Raw genomic sequence first — 16369 nt, 5'->3', positions numbered from 1 at the left:
CGCATCGAAGCAGGCTCGAAGTCGCCGTCGTGCGCAAGCGATGGTCGAGGCGCATCGAGATGGAAACCCGTGCTGCTCACAGTCACAGCCGGACTGGGTTCACCGCATCCCGGCTGTGGGTCCACAGCTGTATCCGGTAGTCAACCGCGAGGAACTTCTCGTCATTGAACCACCTGGCCCTCTCCCGGCGGACGGCTCGACGGGCCACGCCCGGGTAGCGCGTCCCCGGACCGGTGACCGATCCGCCGTTGCCCTCAGTGTGCGCCCGACGCCGCGAATCCTCAACCGAGGCGCCGTCCCTCATTGGTTGGTAATCGTGTCCCGGGGCTACTGTTCGGTACATGAGTGAAGTGCGCTGGCTGACGGACACGGAGATGTCGGCTTGGCGGTCCTACGTCGTCGCCACGCTGCGGCTCCGCCAGCGGCTGCACCGCGAACTGGCCGCCGCGCACGACATTTCGCTCACCGACTACGAGGTGCTGGTGTGCCTCGAAATGGCGCCGGAGAACCGGATGCGGATGTCGGAACTGGCGACCACCATGGGTTCCACGAAGAGTCGCCTGTCGCACCAGATCGGGCGCATGGAGGCGGCGGGCCTGGCCCGGCGCGCCCCCGACCCGGACGACAAGCGCGGTGTGGTGGCCGAGCTGACCCCCGGCGGCGAAGCCCTGCTGAAGGAAGCCGCCCCCACGCACGTCGACGGTGTGCGAACCCACCTGATCGACCTGATGACCCCCGACGAGCAGGCGGTGCTCGCGAAGGCGTTCTCCCGGGTGCTCGAACACCTCGACGGCCTGCCGGGCTGAGCCGCTACCCTGAGCCCCAGGGAAGCGTGGCAGAGCGGCCGAATGCACTCGCCTTGAAAGCGAGCGTCGGGCAACCGACCGGGGGTTCAAATCCCTCCGCTTCCGCCGAAGGGGCCTGGCCAGCGCGGATCCGGCCCCTCACGTACTCGCCCGAGTACGTCACCGGGCGAGCACAGCGCTTCCAGCGCGCTCGCTTGGTGACATTTCGACATCAAGGTGCAGAACATGACGGGCGACTACGCGCCGGGGCTCTGGGGCGTAGTCGCGCGTCACAACCGCTGGACTGTCGCCTCCGGCGGAGGTTGGATCGTCGTGGGGTCTTTTCGGATGTCGTAGATGCGCTCGTGACACGTGGTGAGGAGTGCCAGGTCTTCGTCGGTGAAGCCGATTGCTGAGCTGCGGTTCTTCAGGTATCGGAGCAACTCGTGCAGTGGCCAGAAGAGTCTATCTGTGTACCGGTTGAAGGTTCTGCCCGATTTTGCTGTGTATGCCAGTGACATCTCTGTCCAAGAATCGCTGTCGAAGCGGCGCACGATCTCGATGCCCAGATCGAGATCGCCGAGCCGGTCCTTCTCGGGATCCAGGTAGCTGCCGAAGACGTCGAGTCGAGTAACCGCGAGAATTCTGTCTGGATCGGCGTTGTAGCTCGCGGCGCGGTCGATCACGCCGCGCAGTAGACGCTCGGCGGTGCTCCTCGTGATCGGTTTGGTGAGGGATGCGTTGGCCAACGCGTTCCCCGCAACTGTTGTCACCCATCCCCGCATGTGTTCAGTCGCGTCGAGGGGTTCGAGCAATCCCGCCGCGCAACAAGCCGCGACGAACCGGAGAGCCGTCGTTTCCTCCGTTCCGAGTGTTGCGCAGCGGGTCCGCCACCGCGCTCTCCGTGGCGGTAAGCGCGCGCGAGCTCACGGGCGTCCGATGCGGGAAGTCCTTCTATCACCTGGTCGAGGGTGAGGGCGCATGGGTGTCGCTCCTGGGGATTGGGGTGAACGGCACGAAATTGATCGTGGTTCAACCACCCGGTGCTCCACGCGGCACGGATTCATTTCGCCGGTCGCCAGAGCAGCGCCACCCCGTGGCCCGGCAGCAGCCAGGACCGCACGTCCAGTTCGCTCAACTCCTCCGGTCTCAGCCACCGCGCGGAAGCCGTGTTCGAGCGGAACGTGAACGGCACCACCCGGAATTCGTAGGCGCCGCCGCCGTCGATGTCCAGGCCCTTCGTGGACATCGAAATGCGTTCCACGTAGCAGGGGTAGGACGCCTGCCAGTAGCAGTATCCGTCGTCGATGCGTTGCAGCGCCGTCGCTCGCAGGGAGAGGCGTTCGATCGCGCTGACGGAATGGTCGTCGCCCGCGATGTCGGACAGGTCGCATTCGAAGATGCGCAGGTCGGACAGGTAGTCGAGGGTGTTCTGGCGGGGCAGGTGGCCCAGGTTGGTGCGGAAGAAGGTCAGGTAGTCGGCCCACTGCTGGTACTTGACCTCCCGCAGCTCCACCTTCCCGGACGCCGCGACCTGGTGCCGTCCCAGGTGGTCGAGGTAGTCGATGCTGATGCGCACGGACGGGAGCATGTCTTCGACCGAACTTTCGAACAGCGAGCTGTCCGGCACGAACCACGTCTCGAACAGCGGCAGCTGACAGCCCGCGCTGATCGAGTCCCGCAACAGCGCGTTGCAGGTGGCGAAGATGATGAACCGGTCGACCGGCACGTTCTTCTTGAAGCTGTACGTGGCCGCGGTCGTCAGGTGGTAGATGTCGTGGTCCACCGCGCTCAGCTCGAACGTCACCCCGGTGTGCGTGCTGATCGTCAGGTCACCGCCGAGCGGGCGCAGTCCCTCCCCGCCCAGGACACCGGTCACCACCTCGCGGTTCGCGTCGTTGTCGCCGTAGATCGAGTGCAGGAAGGTTTCCATGACCTGCTGGGGGAGCAGCGCCTCGACGATCCGCGGCCCGGAGATCCGCGCCAGCTCGGTCACCAGCCACGGGTGCACGAACAACTCGTAGCCGCCGATCCCGCAACCCACCACGATGACCAGGGGGAACGCCGCCTCCAGCACGTCGTGGACCGCGGTGGGCCATCCGGGCGCGGCCTGCCACGACACGACCGTGAGCAGGGCGGCCACTCCGGCGACCACGAACGCGACGGCGACGCGGACGACGCCCGGACGGGGCTTGGGACGCGCACCGGCCCCAGGCCGCTGTTTTTCCGCAGCTGTCACAGCCTCTCCGCCCGGTTCGCGAGAACCCATGATCGTCGGAGGGGCTGCGGCGGCGAAAGCGGCCGATAGGCTTAATTCACTCCCGGTGCCAGTGCGGCTCGTCCTCCAGCGCGTAGGTGGTGAGCGTCGCGCGTTCGCCGGGAGGCGTCCCGGTCTGCGCGGCGAGGTCGTTGTACAGGCCGAGCAGGTGGGTGGCCATGGCCGCGCGGGCGCCGCCCTCGTCGCGGCGCTTGAGGAACCATGTGACCTGGTTGTGGTCGTTCGCGGACCGGACGTGCACCTCCGAGCTGCCGTAGCTGTTGCGCCGGTGCCCGCGCAGCTGGGGTACGAGCGACCGGTAGAGCTGGTCCAGCAGTTCGTTGTGGCTCGCGCGCACGACCGCGGCGTGGAAGTCCTCGTCGGACTGCAGCAGCTCGTCCTTGTCGGCGATCGACGCGGACTGGTGCAGCTTCGCCAGTTTCGCGATGTCGTCGAGTTCGCCCTGGGTCGCACGCGTCGCGGCCAGGCTGGCCGCGGTCGTTTCCAGGGCGATCCGGACCTCCATCAGGTCGGCGTCACCTACGCGCCGGTCGAACACCAGCGGCTCGTCCTGTTCGGACAGGTCCGTCGACCGGACGTACCAGCCGCGGCCCCGCATCACCTCGACGACACCCTGCAGCTGAAGCCGCTGCAGCGCGGTGCGCAGCGAACTGCGTGCCACCGCCATGCGCTGGGCCAGTTCCGGTTCCGTCGGCAGCCGGTCGCCGGCCTTGAACCTGCCGCCCCTGATGAGCGACCTGATCTTGTCCTCGATCAGTTCGGGCAGCGGTTTGCGGGTGTTCGGTGAGAGAGCCCAGCTCTCGTCATCCATCGTCGACCTCTCAAGCTCTTGGGATCCCCGAGCTTCCGAGAAGAGTAAGGCAAGCTGATGCCAGACGCAAGTTGTCTGTCATATGGAGTTCCTTGACAGACAACCGACAGCCAGGAGATCCTGAAGTCGCCGAATTCGGGTGAGCGGGCGGGCCCACCTGGCCCGACGGCCGCCTCGGCCAGTGAGGAGGTGTCGCAATGACCTCGGAGACTGTGTTCGCTGTGATTTTCTTGGTCGCGCTCGGAGTGACCATCATCGGGTGGCGGACCGTCATCGTCATGACGGTGACGGCCGGCTTCGTTCTGGCGGTTCTGGGTTTCGTTCAGATCGTCTCGTTCCTCGGCACCGGCGCTTAAGAGCGAGATCGCGGGGGCGGCGAGCGTCTGTTGTCTGACAGCCGCCCCCGATGTGGGGGGCTTGCGGCCGAGTTGTACTCTCGCGCGGTCCAAGGCTGTTCCCTCCTCAGCGGAAGAAGCCGCGTTCGGATGCATTCCAGACCTGCCTGGCCGGATGCCACCGCCGTGCATGCCGCATTGGCCCCTGCCCATGCGGTCGTGGAAGAACGTCGCGCGCTGTACCGGATGGCTCTCGACCTGCTCCAGCCCGGCCACGAGCGGATTCCGGCGGAACAGCTCGACAACCCCCTGTTCCGGTTCCGGATCGGCGAGGCGCTGGCCGGCCGTCTTCCCTTCGTCGCGGCTGACGACGACCTCGGTGGTGTCACGACCGCGGTGCCAGCCGGATCGTCGACGCTCGCGGTCGCCACCGGCGCCGGTGCGCACGATCTGCTGGCCGAAGCTCTGCGGATCATCCACGCGCAGAGCCGGTCCGCCGGTGCGCCGCCGCGGTTGCTGACCGGTGACGACGAAGCACTGGCCACGGTCGCGGCGGGGGTGGACAAGGTGCGCGAGGTCAGCCCCGCGCTGGCCGACGACCTGCTCGCCCACGTCAGCCTGCTCGTGGTCCTCGATCCGGCGACCTCCGGCGGGCTGGTTTCGGCCTCGTCGCGGCTGTTCCCCGGCCTCGTCCTGATCGACCGTCCGGCCTCGCCCTACGACGTCGCCGAGGCGATCATCCACGAGGGCGCCCACCAGAAACTGTTCGACTTCGCGATCACGCGGCCGTTCCTCGGCGCCGACATCGCGGAGGGCCGGGTCTTCCGCCCGTCCTGGTCGTCCGGGGTCTGGCCGGTGGAGCAGGTCCTGGCCGCGTTCCACGCCTATTCCTGCCTGGCCCAGTTCGCCGGAGACGTCGCGCGACGCGGCGAAACCGCGGAACTGGGCCCGGATTCGCTGCTTTCCCACGCACGCGAGCGCGCCACCGAAATCGGCACCTGGCTCGCCGGTGAAGAAGACACGCTGGAAATCGACGCCCAGTGGCTTCTGCACACCTTGTTGTGTGATGGGAATGGACCCGAAGAACCCACTCCCGTCACCCGTCCGGTGCAGGCGGGCCGCTACGTGCTGGATCCGCTGGTGCGGATGACCCGGATGGAGGCCACCGGCCGGGTGCTCGTCGGCCGTCCCGGCGACACCCCGGAACTGCACTGGCTGGACGGGAAGGCCGCCGAACTCACGATCCGGCTTAGGGAGGCCCCTTTCGGGTTATCCCTGTCGGAGATCGGAGCCGAACTGTCGGCAGTGCTCGGTGGGCTGGTGGACGCGACCTTGGTTCGTGCCGCACCGGCAGGCGGAGTACTGTCCTCTTCGGACGGATCATTCACCTCGGAAGGAAACTGATGTCAGTCCAGTGGGACCCTCGCCGGAGCCAGGACAGCCGGCCCGGTGAAACGATGGTGCCCCGCCCGGAGAACGGGAATCTCTCCCCGAATCCGGGCCTCGCCCGTCAACCTCATGGTCAGCCGATCACCCGGGTGGATTTCTTCCGCCGCATGCCGACCGGTGGCACCGCCTACCTCAAGCCCGCCGACTCCACCGACGCCTGAAACGGCCGGGCTCGTCAATCCAGGCGAGCCCACAGCCTCGTCAGATCGTGCCGTTCGCCATCGCTTCGCAGCTGCGCACCACGACTGCCGCGGCTTGACGCTCCCCAGCGCTCAACTCCGGGTTCTCCGCCTGGTCGCGCCATCGCCGCACGGCGAGCAGGACCGGTTCGGTGCCCAGCCGCTCGGCCCGTGAGGTTCCCGAAGCGCCGACCAACCGCAGCGCGTCAGTCTTCAGTTCCGCCGGAAAATGCGTCCGCCCGGTTCGCAGCGCGGCCACCAGCCGCAGCTCCCGGAAATCGTGGGCGCCGGCCAGCAACCGTTCCAGCTCCGCCGCCAGAGGTGCCGCGGCCGGGCGCGGTTCCATGCGCAGCACCACTTCCAGCCCGATCAACGCGGAGCGGGCCTTCAACACGTCCCGTCGCGCCACGAAGCAGCCGTCGATCGCGTCGCGGAGGTCCGCCAATCCGCTGCGGGGCACCAGCTGCCCGGCCAGCGCGGGCAGCGTGTCCGCGTCGCGTCGGATGAGTGTCAGTGCCAGCCGCACGCCGAACAGGCCGAAGCGGCCGAGCAGAGCCGCGCGGTCGGCGGCGGTGACCGGGGCGGGAAACTCCTCGGCCACGAACCGGTCCGTGGAGAGCATCCGGGGCTCCAGTTCGGTTCGCGACACCGCGGCCAGCGTCCGCAACGTCTCGAACTCCGGTTCCGTCAGGGTGCGTCCCGCCGCGGCGAGCAGCCCGGCCACCGGGACGACGTCCTGGCACAGGCCACGCACGTCCGGCGCCACCCGGTACCGGCGCGCGACCTGGCGGGCCGAGATGACCGCGTCGACCCGGCCGCCGCCCAGTTCGTCCGCCCGCGACAGCACGACGAGCGCGTTCACGGCCGTCGCGCGGGCAACGGGATGGTCCTGCAGCGTGTGCAGGAATTCGAGGTTCGCCTCGGACGGACGTCGCACGAGGTGCAGCACGGCGTCGGCGTCCATGCAGATCCCCTCGATGGTGCTGGGCGCCGCGCCGCCGTCGATCGCGGGCGTGTCCATCACCATCAGCTCGTCCTGTGACCGCCCGGGCGAGGTCCGCAACCACGTCATCTCGCCCTGCCCCGGCTCTCCGGCGAGCGCGGTGACCAGCGTCGACCGCCCCGATCCGCGCGGGCCCACCACCGCGAGCCGCAGCGGATCGTCGAACCGGGTCAGCTGGCGCTGCAGCCAGCTCGTCGCGCGCGGGCTGTCCTGGTAGACGTCGACGGCCTCCGCCAGCAGCGCCCGCGTCCTCGGGGCCAGGCTCACGCGGTGATCCCCCGCTGGGCGGGCAGCTGCGCGGCCAGTGCCTGCGCGCGGCGCCGCAGGACGTTCAGTTCGTCCATCATCCGCCGGATCTCGTTGGCCCGCACCGTCCGCCGCGTCGTGTCGTCGTCGATGGCCTGCTTGTACGTCTTCGCCGTCGCGGTGATCTCACCGCGTAGTTCGTCGGCGATCCCGTTGAGACGGTCGCGCAGCGCGCGGTGGATCTGCCGCGCGGTGTCCTTGCTGTGCTTGCCGTAGCGCAGGAAGAAGTCGTCGACGTAGCGATGTGCCGCGGTCTTGGCGGTGTGCTGGCGCCGCTTGAGACGGTTGCCGCGCTCCTCGAACACGCTCTTCGCGCCGAAGGCGGCACCGGCGCCGAGCGAGATCGGGTTGATCAGCGGCAGGCCGGCGATCGTCGTCGCGAGACCGAACATCAGCAGACCGCTGTAGGACCCGCGCATGCCGACGAACAGCTTCTGTCCGACGCCGAACCGTTCCACGCGCGGCATCCGCAGGTCGCCGACCGCGTCACCGGGCACCTCGCGCGCCAGTGCATCCGGGAACGCGTCCTCGCGATGCGGGGCGACCTGCCGCGCGATCTTGCGGGCGATCCACTCGAACCGGTCGAGCAGCCATTCGGAGTTCGTCTCGGCGACCGTGGTCAGGTTCTCCCGCAACCACTCCTCGAACTCGCCCCACGTCTTCGCCGGATCGGCTGCCTCGAAGTACTCGTCGACCTCGGTGAGAATCTTGCGGGTGCGATCGCGCAGGTCGAACTCGACGTCCGAGATCAGGTCGGACACCTCGTCGGACAGCAGGGTCTGCCAGCGGTTCGCGTCACGCTGCAGCTTCTCCAGGCGGCGCCCGGCGGCGTGCCAGCGCGCGACGGTGTCGCCGTTGTCCGCCTGTTGCGTCGCCGCGAACTCCTCGTGCAGCGAGTGCTGCAGCGCCTCGACCATGGTCGTGCTCAGCGCCGCGACCGACCGGCGGGCGAGCAGATCCGCCTGGCCGGGCAGATCGCGGTGCAGGCACCGGACCAGCTCGCCGAACCCGGACTCGGCGTTCAGCGCCTGGTCGCCGCTGCGGGCCGCGGCCAGCCTCAGCGCCGCGGACACGGGGATGAGCGACGCCATCAGACCGCGCTGGTCGAGCCGCATGCGGTTGCGCCGAGCCACCGCACGCCAGCCCGGCACCAGGTCGATCTTGGTGAGCACCACCAGCACCGTCGGGCACAGCCGGACGACCTGTTCGAGCAGCTGGATCTCCGACGTCGACATCTCACTGGTCGCGTCGGTGGTCATCAGCACGGCGTCGGCCGAGTCGACGGTCTCGATCGCCGCCGTGGCGGGTGTGTCGACCAGCGCGAGCCCGTCCGACAGCAGGGCGCGCGGCAGGCCGACCTCCGCGCGCACGACCGGCTGACCGCTCACCGCGACCGCGGCCCGGTTGGCCGCACTGGTGACCGACTCGACCGCGACCTGCCGGGGCGCCGGACCTTCGATCGCCCGCGCACCGGCCGTCACGACGGTGGCGGTGGGACTCTCGGCGTGCGCCACGACGGCGGGAACAGTGGTCGTCGCGTCCTCGCCCACCGCGCACACCGGCGCGTTGACCAGCGCGTTCACCAGCTGGCTCTTGCCCTGCCCGCTCTCGCCGATGACGACGACCCGCAGCTTCTCGTCGAGCAGCTGCGCTCTGCGCCTGCGGATCCGGTCCACGAGGTCCGGACGCCGTTGGGTGGCGCAAACCTGGGCGGTTTCGTCCAGTACGTCGAGCCAGGGCGGTGCCATCACGCGGTGGAGTGTGCCGTGTCGTGACCAAAACGTGAAGCGGCGGGGTCCGTTCTGAGACGAACCCCGCCGCTTCATCGGTGAGTGGTAGCCGCGCCGTTGCGGCTACCGGTCAGTGACCGAGGGGAAGGTCCCCGGGAAGGTTGCCGAGGTCGGCGGCCTCGGGCAGCGGCGCGTGGTTGAGCGGGCCGATCGCGTCGGTCAGCGGGCTGTCGGTCACGGACACGACCTCCTTGACCGGGTCGGTGCCCAGCGCGTGCTCGACGTGCTCGGTGACCTCGGGCAGCGGGTTCGCGACCGGCAGGTGCGGCAGCGACTGCGGCAGGTCCGCGTGGCCGTGCACCGGCAGGTCCGCGGGCACCTCGGCCGGGATCTCGGCCGGGACGTCGGCGGGCAGGACCGAGGGCACACCGGGAGCGGCGGGCAGGTCCGCACCCAGCTCCGCGGCCAGGTGACCGCCGTCGGACACCGTGGTGCCCGTCTGCACGCCGGCGTCGGACACGGCCGAGCCCAGCTCGGTGTTGCCCTGGGTCAGGTACTCGCCGAGGGTGGCCGAGGTCTGGGCGATCTTGCTGCCCACCAGGTCACCGCCGATCGAGACGTAGTCCGCGATCGGGCCGGCGGCGGCGGGCTCGGAGCGGCCGAGGACGTCCGAGTCGAGCGAACCGGCCAGGTCACCGGCCTCGTCGAAGCTCGGGACGTCGGCGGGCAGCCCGTCGAAGCCGACGGTGTAGGTGCCCAGCGCCGAGTCGGTGCGGGCGCCCGCGAGAACGGCGTCGTCCTCGGCGGTGATGCCCGACTGGAACGCGACGTGGTCGTTGGCGGCCGCGAGACCACCGGTGACGCCCTCGGTGCTGCCGGCGGCGCTGCCCAGGACGGAACCGGCCGGGGTGGCGGCGGTGCCGGCAGCAGCCGCGCCGTCCCGCGCGGCGGCGACCGCGGCGGCACCCTCGGCCATCTCGCCCTCGTAGGTGAGGGTGCCGGCGTAGCCGTCCGCGGAGCCTTCGCTCTCGGTGTCGATGCGGCCCACGGCCGGAACGTCCAGGTCGGGCGCGGTGAACGGCTCGTCGCCGAGGTTCGGCGCCTCGACCGGCAGCTCGCCCAGACCGTCGAAGTCCACGGGCAGGATTCCGGTGTCCGGCACGTCGTTCAGGCCGAGGGAGCCGACGACACCGGTCAGGCCGTCGGTGCCGGGCAGAGCGCTGGTGTCGAGCGGCAGCGCGCTGGTGTCCAGCGGCAGGGCGCTCGTGTCGACGGGCAGGGCGGTCAGCTCGCTCGGCACGTCGGCGCGCTCGGTGCCGACGGTCGGCAGCGACGGCAGCTCGCCGAGGGCGGGCAGCTGCACCGGGAGACCGGGCAGCGCGCCGTCGAGGCCGTCCACCTCGGGCATGGAGAGCGGCAGCTCGGGGACCTCACCGGGCTCGGGCGCGTCGAGGGGCAGCTCGACCGGCAGCTCGTCCACCGGGACGTCGACCGGCAGCGCGTCGACCGGCAGGTCGCCGATCGGCAGGTCGGCGCGGGCCGGGACGTCGGTGGGGAGCGCGTCCAGCGGCAGCGCGTCGGTGGCGGGGACCTCCAGCGGCAGGTCGCCCAGCTCGGGCAGCGCGACGGGCAGCTCGCCCAGGTCGGGCAGGACGTGCGCGGTCGGGCCGCCCAGCAGCTCGGAGGCGAGCGGCAGGGCCGAGGTGTCGACCGGCAGGTCGCCGATCGGCAGGTCGGCGCGGGCCGGGACGTCCGTGGGCAGTGCATCCAGGGGCAGTGCGTCCAGCGGCAGCGCGTCGGTGGCGACGGGCAGGCTGTCGGCGACGCCGGCCACGGCCTGCAGCTGGGCGATGGCGCCCTGCAGGTCGGTCACGTCGGTGTCCAGCGGCAGCGCGGACAGGGCGTCGGCCACGGGAGCGGGCGCGTAGTCGGCGACCAGCGGGGCCACCTCCTGAACGTCCTGCGGCGTCACGTCGCTCAAGCCGGCGACGGCGAGCGCGCTGGTCGGGTCGGCGGCGAACGCGGACCGGGCAGCCTCGTCGTTCAGCAGGTTCAGCACGAACTCGTGCAGGTTCTGGGCGGGGAGAGACAAGAAGATCTCCGCGGGTCTCGGGGGGGCGGAACGGACAAGGCGTCCAGGGTTCACCGCAGGACGCCTCGGCAGAAGCTAGTGACCGTTCCGTTATTCCGGCATCGGGGATCGGGCCGCAACCTTCCGCCACCCCGCCGGGGGTGACGGTTAGGGGATTAGGGGATGTGACCCCAATGGGCGACTTTGGTACGAAGGGGCGACCCCGTGAGTGAGGATTCAACCCCTATGCGTCACGTCCTCGGCATCGACATCGGCAGTACCGGCATCGCCGCTGCCGTGTGCCGTGACGTGGGCGAACGCTGGTCGGAGCCGGTCGTGCGCGCCCCGGTCGAGTCGGTCGTGCACGTCGCCGCGGATGCGACGGTTTCGGTCGGCTCGGAGGCGCAGCGGCAGTCCGCGGCGGAACCCGATCGGGTGGCGCGGGGATTCGCGCGCCGCGTCGGCGATGAGGTTCCGTTCCTTCTCGGTGACGAGTTGTACACGGCGGAAGCGCTCACCGCCGCCGTCATCGGGTGGGTCGTCGACCAGGCCGCCGCCGACGAGGGCGAGCCCGCCGAGCGCATCGCGGTCAGCCACCCGCCGTCGTGGGGGGTGTTCCGCCGGAAGCTGCTCCTGGACGCGCTGCGCGCGGCCGGGCTGCCGCCCGCGATCCTGCTGCCGTCACCGGTCGCCGCGGCCGAGGGCCACCTCGCGCGCGAGCGAATCGACCCGGGGACCCTGGTCGGCGTGTGCCGGATCGGCGGCGAGCACGTGGACCTGGCCGTGTTGCGGCGCGGTGCCACGACGTTCGACCTGGTCACCAGCGCCGAGCCGAGCGAGCCCTCGGCCGGGAGGATGCTCGACGACCTGCTCTTCGAGCACCTCCGGGAGCAATGGGGGGACGTGCCGCGCGCGCTGTGCACCGAGGCGAAGGCGCGGCTGTCCACGGCGCCGGAGATCGAGGCCGGACCGGCGCGGGTGACACGAGCCGAGTTCGAGCGCCTCGTGCGGCCTGCCCTGCTCGCGACGCTCGAACCGCTGCGCCGCTACGAGCGGCTGAACGCCGTCCTGCTCGTCGGTGGCACGGCCGCGATCCCTGTGCTGGCCGAGGTGGTGGCCGAACTGACCGGCTGTCGCGTGGTGACCGAGCCGGAACCGGCGAGCGCGGTAGCCCGCGGGGCGGCGCTGGTCGCGCGGCTCCACGAAGGCGCCGCGGTCGAGTCGACCGCGCTCGTGCCCAAGGTGACCGGCTTCGCCGACCTCGAACCCGACGAACCGGACGACGAACCACCCGTTCCGCCGCGGCCGCCGGTCGTGCTGACCCCGCTCGAACCGCCCCGCCGCCGGTTCGTGCCCTCCCGCCGCGGCGGCTCCCGAAGCGAGGACGACGAGTGATCCTGCTGGACGAACCCACCGAGCGGGTCTGCGCGGCGATCAAGTCCGGCAGGCTCGCGCCGGTCCGCCTGGCGATCGTGGCCCCCGGCGGCTACGGCAAGACCGCCGTGCTCGGCCACCTGGCCGGTTCGCCCGGTGTCCGGCTGGTCGACGACGCCCATCTGCTGTCCGAGGCCGAACTGTCCGAGGTGGCCCGGCACCTCGACGACGACGCGGCCGGGCTGGTCGTCGCCGCGCGACCGCACCCGCGGCCGTCCGGGCTGAACCAGGTGCTCGGCAGGCTGCACGGGCAGCTGGTGCTGCGGCCGTTCGACCGGCTCCGTACGGAGACCTTCCTGGCCAGGGCCGGTCGCGCGATGCAGGCCGAGGCCGTGCAGGCGCAGACCGCGGGGGTGCCGGGATTCGTGCGGTTGCTGGCCGCGGGTGACGGCGAGCTGCTCGCGGCGTTCCGGCACGAGCTGGACCAGGCGGGCGAGGACTCGTTGTGTCACCTGCTGGCGGCCGAAGCCGGTGCCGATCCGGACCTGCTCACGGCGCTGGGCCTGTCCCCGGCGACCACGGAGGCCGTGCGCGCCACCGGCTTCCTCGGCCCGGACGGCCGGTTGCTGCCGGTCGCGGCGCGGGCGTTGCGTGAACTGGTGCCCGCGGACCGGCGGATCGCGTTGCGGCTGCGGCTCATCCGGCGTCAGCTGGACCGCGGCGGACCGGTGCTGGGCCTGGTCCGCCCGCTGGTCGGGACCGGCGTGACCGGCGCCGACGCCGCGGCCGCGTTCGAGGTCGCCGCGACGGAGGCCACCGGGGAGCCCGCGCTGGCCGCGCGGTTGTACGAGGCCGCGGTGCGGGCCGGGCGCCCGACGGCGGCGGTCGGTTCCCGCTGGGCGGAGGCGGTCGCGCGCACCGGCGACTTCGACACCGCGCTCCAGCTGGCGGATGAGGTGATCGCCTCCGACGAGGCCGCGGACCGGGCGGAAGGGGCGCAGGTCGCGGGCGCGGCGCTGGCGCACCGTGGTCAGCTGGCACGCAGCGCGGAACTGTTCCAGTGGTCCGACACGTCCGCGGCACGCTGCTTCGCGGTGGTCGGGCTGGCCGGATCCGGGCGGCTCGCCGAGGCCGAGAAGCTGCTTGCGAAGTCCGCCGTGGACGGTCCGCCGACACTGCTGTCCGGCGCTGTTTCCTCCGCGGCGCAGGGTGTTCTGGAGTCGGTGACCGGTCAGCCAGCGGTCGCGCTGTCCACTTTGATCCGTTCGGCCGAGATGCTGGAGCCGGTGTCAGACCGTGTCCTGCTGCCGGACAGTCCGGCGGCGCTCGGCGCGCTGGTGGCGCTGCACTCCGGTGAAGCCGCGATCGCGGAACCGTTGCTGGAGCGCGCGATTTCGTCGGGGGTGCTGGTGCCGCGGCACCGGCTGCTGCTGGCGTGGATCGCGATGCTGCGAGGCGACGAGGAGGGCGCGACAGCGCAGCTGCGGTCGGCGGGTGACCAGTTGTCGCCGCGGGACTGGCTGTTCGCGGTCGGGTTGCGGGTCGGGCTGGCGCGCCGCGCGAGCGATCTGGCGGGGTTGCGGCGGATCTGGATCCAGGCGCGTGAGGCGGTGATCCGGCATCCGGTAGACCTGTTCACGTTCCTGCCGTTCGGCGAGTTCGAGGTGGCCGCGGCGCGGCTCGGGGAACGTGACCGGCTGGCACCGCACCTGCGGCAGGCGCGGGAGTTGCTGGCCGGCCTGGGGGATCCGCCGTTGTGGGCGAGCGCGCTGCACTGGAGCGGTTTGCACGCGGCAGTGATCGCCGAGCAGCCCGAGGAGGCCGCCGCACACGCCGCGGCGCTGACTGAGGCATCCTCGTCGGGACCGTACTTCGCGACGATCGCGCGCGCGGCCGAGTGCTGGCTGGAGGTGCTGGGCGGGGAGGTCGACGCGGCGGCGGTCGAGTCGGCGGCGCGTGAGCTGCACGGGGTCGGCCTGTGCTGGGACGGTGCGCGGTTGGCCGGCCAGGCGGCGATCCGGACGTCGGACCGCAAGGCGATGGTCGTGTTGCTGGACTGCGCGCGGGTGCTCCAGGGCAGGCCGGGCCGGGAAGCGGTGGAGCACGCGGGTGGCGTGCGGTTGAGCGAGCGGGAGCGGCAGGTCGCGGAGCTGGTGGTCGCCGGGTTGACGTACAAGCAGATCGGCGACCGGTTGTTCATCTCCGCGAAGACGGTCGAACACCACATGGCGCGGATGCGGCAGCGGCTCGGGTCGGGCAGTCGTGGTGAGCTGCTGGCCGAGCTGCGGGAGATCGTGCAGGTGTCGGCCTAGCGGACCACCTGGACGGTGTCCCCGGCGGACAGCGTGGAGAAGAACCTGGCCGACGCGCCGTTCGACAGGTGGATGCAGCCGTGCGAGTACTTCGACAGGCTGCCCTGGTGGAAGGCGATGCCGGGCTGGAAGAAGACCGAGTTCGGCATGGGGGCGTCGAACTCGCGGCTGTGGTAGTTCTTGACCTTCGAGGTGACGCTGAAGGTGCCGACCGGGGTCGGGTTGCTGGGCATACCGGGCATGATCTGGACCGGGCCGTAGACCACCTCGCCGTCCTCGAGCAGCCACGCTTTGCGCGCGGAGAGGTCGACGCACGCCTCGGCCGTGGCCGCGCAGGGGACGCCCGCGGAAGCTTTCCTGGTGGACGTCGTGGTCTTCTTGGTGGTGGATTTCGTGCTGGAGCTGTTGCTGGTGGTGGCGGGTGCCTCGGTGGTGGTGGACGGCGGGGCGGTCGTGGTGGTCACCGGCGCGGCGGGGGTGGTGGTGTCGGCGGCGGTGGCGGCGGTGGCGGCCACGTCCCGGACGCCCGTCGCTTGCTCGGTGGCGTTCCCGCAAGCGGTGAGCACCAGGGCGCCCATCACGGCGGCCACGATCTTCTTCACACTCACGCCGTTCCCCCAGGTCTCGTCCGTTCCCTACACGGCGATAGACGTCCCGCGGGGCGGCCCGGTTGAGCCCCGCAGGTCACGATCTTGTTGCACGAGGTTCGACCGGGATGCTCCACTCGGCCGGGATGGCCGGGATGGCCGGGATGGCCGGGATGGCCGGGATGGCCGGGATGGCCGGGATGGCCGGGTTGGCCGGGATGGCCGGGTTGGCCGGGTTGGCCGGGTTGGTCGGCGCGGTCTTTCGCGGTCGCTGAGGGCCTTTGTGGTCGCCCGATGTTGCGCGTTTCCGCTACGCGCTCGTGGTCGAGTGGCCGTTGCCGGTGATCGCTCGATCACTGCGGCCCACGGAGTCGCTGCGGCGCAGAGTTGCTGCGGCACGGCGCCACTGTGATCGCGCGGCGCTGTGATCGCGGAGCCGCTGTGGCACGGCGCGACTGTGATCGCGGAGCCGATGTGGTCACGGAGCCGATGTGGTCACGGAGCCGATGTGGTGCGGAGCCGATGTGGTGACGGAGCCGTGGGTCCGGCGTGCAACGCCGGACAGATCGAGCCCCCGAGTACTCGCTGACCGGAGCCGAGCACGCACGCTGAGGTCGTGCGCCCGCCACCCGGTCGCCCACTGCCTGTCGCAGCCCCGGCTGCTCGCGAAAGCGCCGACCGCCTGTCGTCCTGCTGATCGCCTGGCGTTGCCCGGCCGCTCACCGCTCAGCTGCTCGCCGCTGACCCGCTGTTGGCGAAAGTGCTGGCTGCCTGGTCGGCCTGGTGTTCGCCTGGGGTTGCCCGGCCGTCCGCCGCAGCCGGACTGCTCGCCACAACGCCAAGTGCCTGTCGCCCGGCCGCCCGCCTGGTCGCATCCCAGCCGCCTGTCGCGTCCCGGCCGCTCATCGCCCGGCCGCCCGCCTGTTGCCGAAAAGTGTTGGCTGCCTGTCGCCCGGCTGATTGCCCGGCATGGCGCCCGCAGCCCTGCTGATCCCCGCAGCCGGGCTGTTGGTGAAAGTGCTGGCTGCCTGGTCGTCCTGCTGATCGGCTGCCGTCGCCCGGCCGTCCGCCGCAGCCGGACTGCTCGCCACAACGCCAAGTGCCTGTCGCCCGGCTGAACGCCTGTCGCGGCCCGGCTGCCTGTCGCGG

At 71.1% G+C, this 16369-nt stretch carries 14 protein-coding genes and 1 tRNA gene; 8 read left to right on the top strand and 7 right to left on the bottom strand.

Going from position 1 to position 16369, the window contains the following annotated elements; genetic code table 11:
• Window positions 1–341: 341 nt before the first annotated feature.
• Both HNR02_RS07695 and HNR02_RS07690 read left to right on the top strand, forming a co-directional pair.
• Window positions 342–806, top strand: coding sequence for a MarR family winged helix-turn-helix transcriptional regulator (locus HNR02_RS07695; protein WP_179772484.1), 465 nt, complete (start codon window positions 342–344; stop codon window positions 804–806).
• Window positions 807–826: 20 nt separating this feature from the next.
• Window positions 827–911: transfer RNA gene (locus tag HNR02_RS07690), tRNA-Ser, on the top strand.
• A gap of 164 nt (window positions 912–1075) precedes the next feature.
• On the opposite strand, the gene HNR02_RS07685 is transcribed toward HNR02_RS07690, so the two are convergent.
• From HNR02_RS07685 to HNR02_RS07675, 3 genes are all read right to left on the bottom strand, one after another.
• The gene (locus HNR02_RS07685; RefSeq protein WP_179772483.1) at window positions 1076–1471 is read right to left on the bottom strand and encodes a hypothetical protein; all 396 of its coding nucleotides are present in this window, start codon (window positions 1469–1471) and stop codon (window positions 1076–1078) included.
• A gap of 377 nt (window positions 1472–1848) precedes the next feature.
• Window positions 1849–3024 (bottom strand): hypothetical protein, encoded by a 1176-nt coding sequence (locus HNR02_RS07680; RefSeq protein ID WP_312860937.1) that lies wholly within the window; start codon window positions 3022–3024, stop codon window positions 1849–1851.
• A gap of 76 nt (window positions 3025–3100) precedes the next feature.
• A complete protein-coding gene (locus tag HNR02_RS07675; RefSeq protein WP_179772482.1) occupies window positions 3101–3874 on the bottom strand; it encodes a FadR/GntR family transcriptional regulator in 774 nt (257 codons plus the stop codon).
• A 197-nt stretch (window positions 3875–4071) separates the two neighbouring features.
• Here HNR02_RS07675 and HNR02_RS07670 point away from each other — a divergent pair, with 197 nt between their 5' ends.
• The 3 genes from HNR02_RS07670 (at window position 4072) to HNR02_RS07660 (ending at window position 5819) form a co-directional block, all read left to right on the top strand.
• Window positions 4072–4230 (top strand): hypothetical protein, encoded by a 159-nt coding sequence (locus tag HNR02_RS07670; RefSeq protein ID WP_179772481.1) that lies wholly within the window; start codon window positions 4072–4074, stop codon window positions 4228–4230.
• 198 nt (window positions 4231–4428) lie between these two features.
• The gene (locus HNR02_RS07665) at window positions 4429–5613 is read left to right on the top strand and encodes an aKG-HExxH-type peptide beta-hydroxylase (protein ID WP_312860936.1); all 1185 of its coding nucleotides are present in this window, start codon (window positions 4429–4431) and stop codon (window positions 5611–5613) included.
• Window positions 5613–5819: a hypothetical protein gene (locus HNR02_RS07660; RefSeq protein WP_179772480.1), complete on the top strand. Its 207-nt coding sequence runs from the start codon at window positions 5613–5615 to the stop codon at window positions 5817–5819. Before HNR02_RS07665 ends, HNR02_RS07660 begins: the two co-directional genes overlap by 1 nt.
• Before the next feature lie 40 nt (window positions 5820–5859).
• On the opposite strand, the gene HNR02_RS07655 is transcribed toward HNR02_RS07660, so the two are convergent.
• The 3 genes from HNR02_RS07655 to HNR02_RS07645 form a co-directional block, all read right to left on the bottom strand.
• Window positions 5860–7107 carry a P-loop NTPase family protein gene (locus HNR02_RS07655; RefSeq protein ID WP_179772479.1) on the bottom strand — a complete coding sequence of 416 codons (1248 nt, stop codon included), beginning with the start codon at window positions 7105–7107 and terminating at the stop codon, window positions 5860–5862.
• A complete protein-coding gene (locus tag HNR02_RS07650) occupies window positions 7104–8897 on the bottom strand; it encodes a dynamin family protein (RefSeq protein ID WP_179772478.1) in 1794 nt (597 codons plus the stop codon). The genes HNR02_RS07655 and HNR02_RS07650 overlap by 4 nt, the downstream gene beginning before the upstream one ends.
• Window positions 8898–9006: 109 nt before the next feature.
• Window positions 9007–10968 (bottom strand): IniB N-terminal domain-containing protein, encoded by a 1962-nt coding sequence (locus HNR02_RS07645; protein WP_179772477.1) that lies wholly within the window; start codon window positions 10966–10968, stop codon window positions 9007–9009.
• Window positions 10969–11172: 204 nt separating this feature from the next.
• Between HNR02_RS07645 and HNR02_RS07640 the strand changes: the two genes are divergently transcribed.
• Window positions 11173–12342 (top strand): Hsp70 family protein, encoded by a 1170-nt coding sequence (locus HNR02_RS07640; RefSeq protein WP_312860935.1) that lies wholly within the window; start codon window positions 11173–11175, stop codon window positions 12340–12342.
• Entirely contained in the window at window positions 12339–14633 is a 2295-nt protein-coding gene (locus tag HNR02_RS07635; protein WP_179772476.1) for a helix-turn-helix domain-containing protein, read from the top strand. The genes HNR02_RS07640 and HNR02_RS07635 overlap by 4 nt, the downstream gene beginning before the upstream one ends.
• On the opposite strand, the gene HNR02_RS07630 is transcribed toward HNR02_RS07635, so the two are convergent.
• Window positions 14630–15241 carry a L,D-transpeptidase gene (locus tag HNR02_RS07630; RefSeq protein WP_312860934.1) on the bottom strand — a complete coding sequence of 204 codons (612 nt, stop codon included), beginning with the start codon at window positions 15239–15241 and terminating at the stop codon, window positions 14630–14632. The two genes, HNR02_RS07635 and HNR02_RS07630, sit on opposite strands and share 4 nt — an antisense overlap.
• A gap of 107 nt (window positions 15242–15348) precedes the next feature.
• On the opposite strand from HNR02_RS07630, the gene HNR02_RS35020 reads away from it, so the two are divergent.
• Window positions 15349–15495 carry a hypothetical protein gene (locus HNR02_RS35020; protein WP_218902702.1) on the top strand — a complete coding sequence of 49 codons (147 nt, stop codon included), beginning with the start codon at window positions 15349–15351 and terminating at the stop codon, window positions 15493–15495.
• The last annotated feature ends 874 nt before the right edge of the window (window positions 15496–16369 follow it).

The organism is Amycolatopsis endophytica, assembly GCF_013410405.1.
Classification (GTDB): domain Bacteria; phylum Actinomycetota; class Actinomycetes; order Mycobacteriales; family Pseudonocardiaceae; genus Amycolatopsis_E; species Amycolatopsis_E endophytica.
This window is presented reverse-complemented; position numbering and strand designations above follow the sequence as displayed.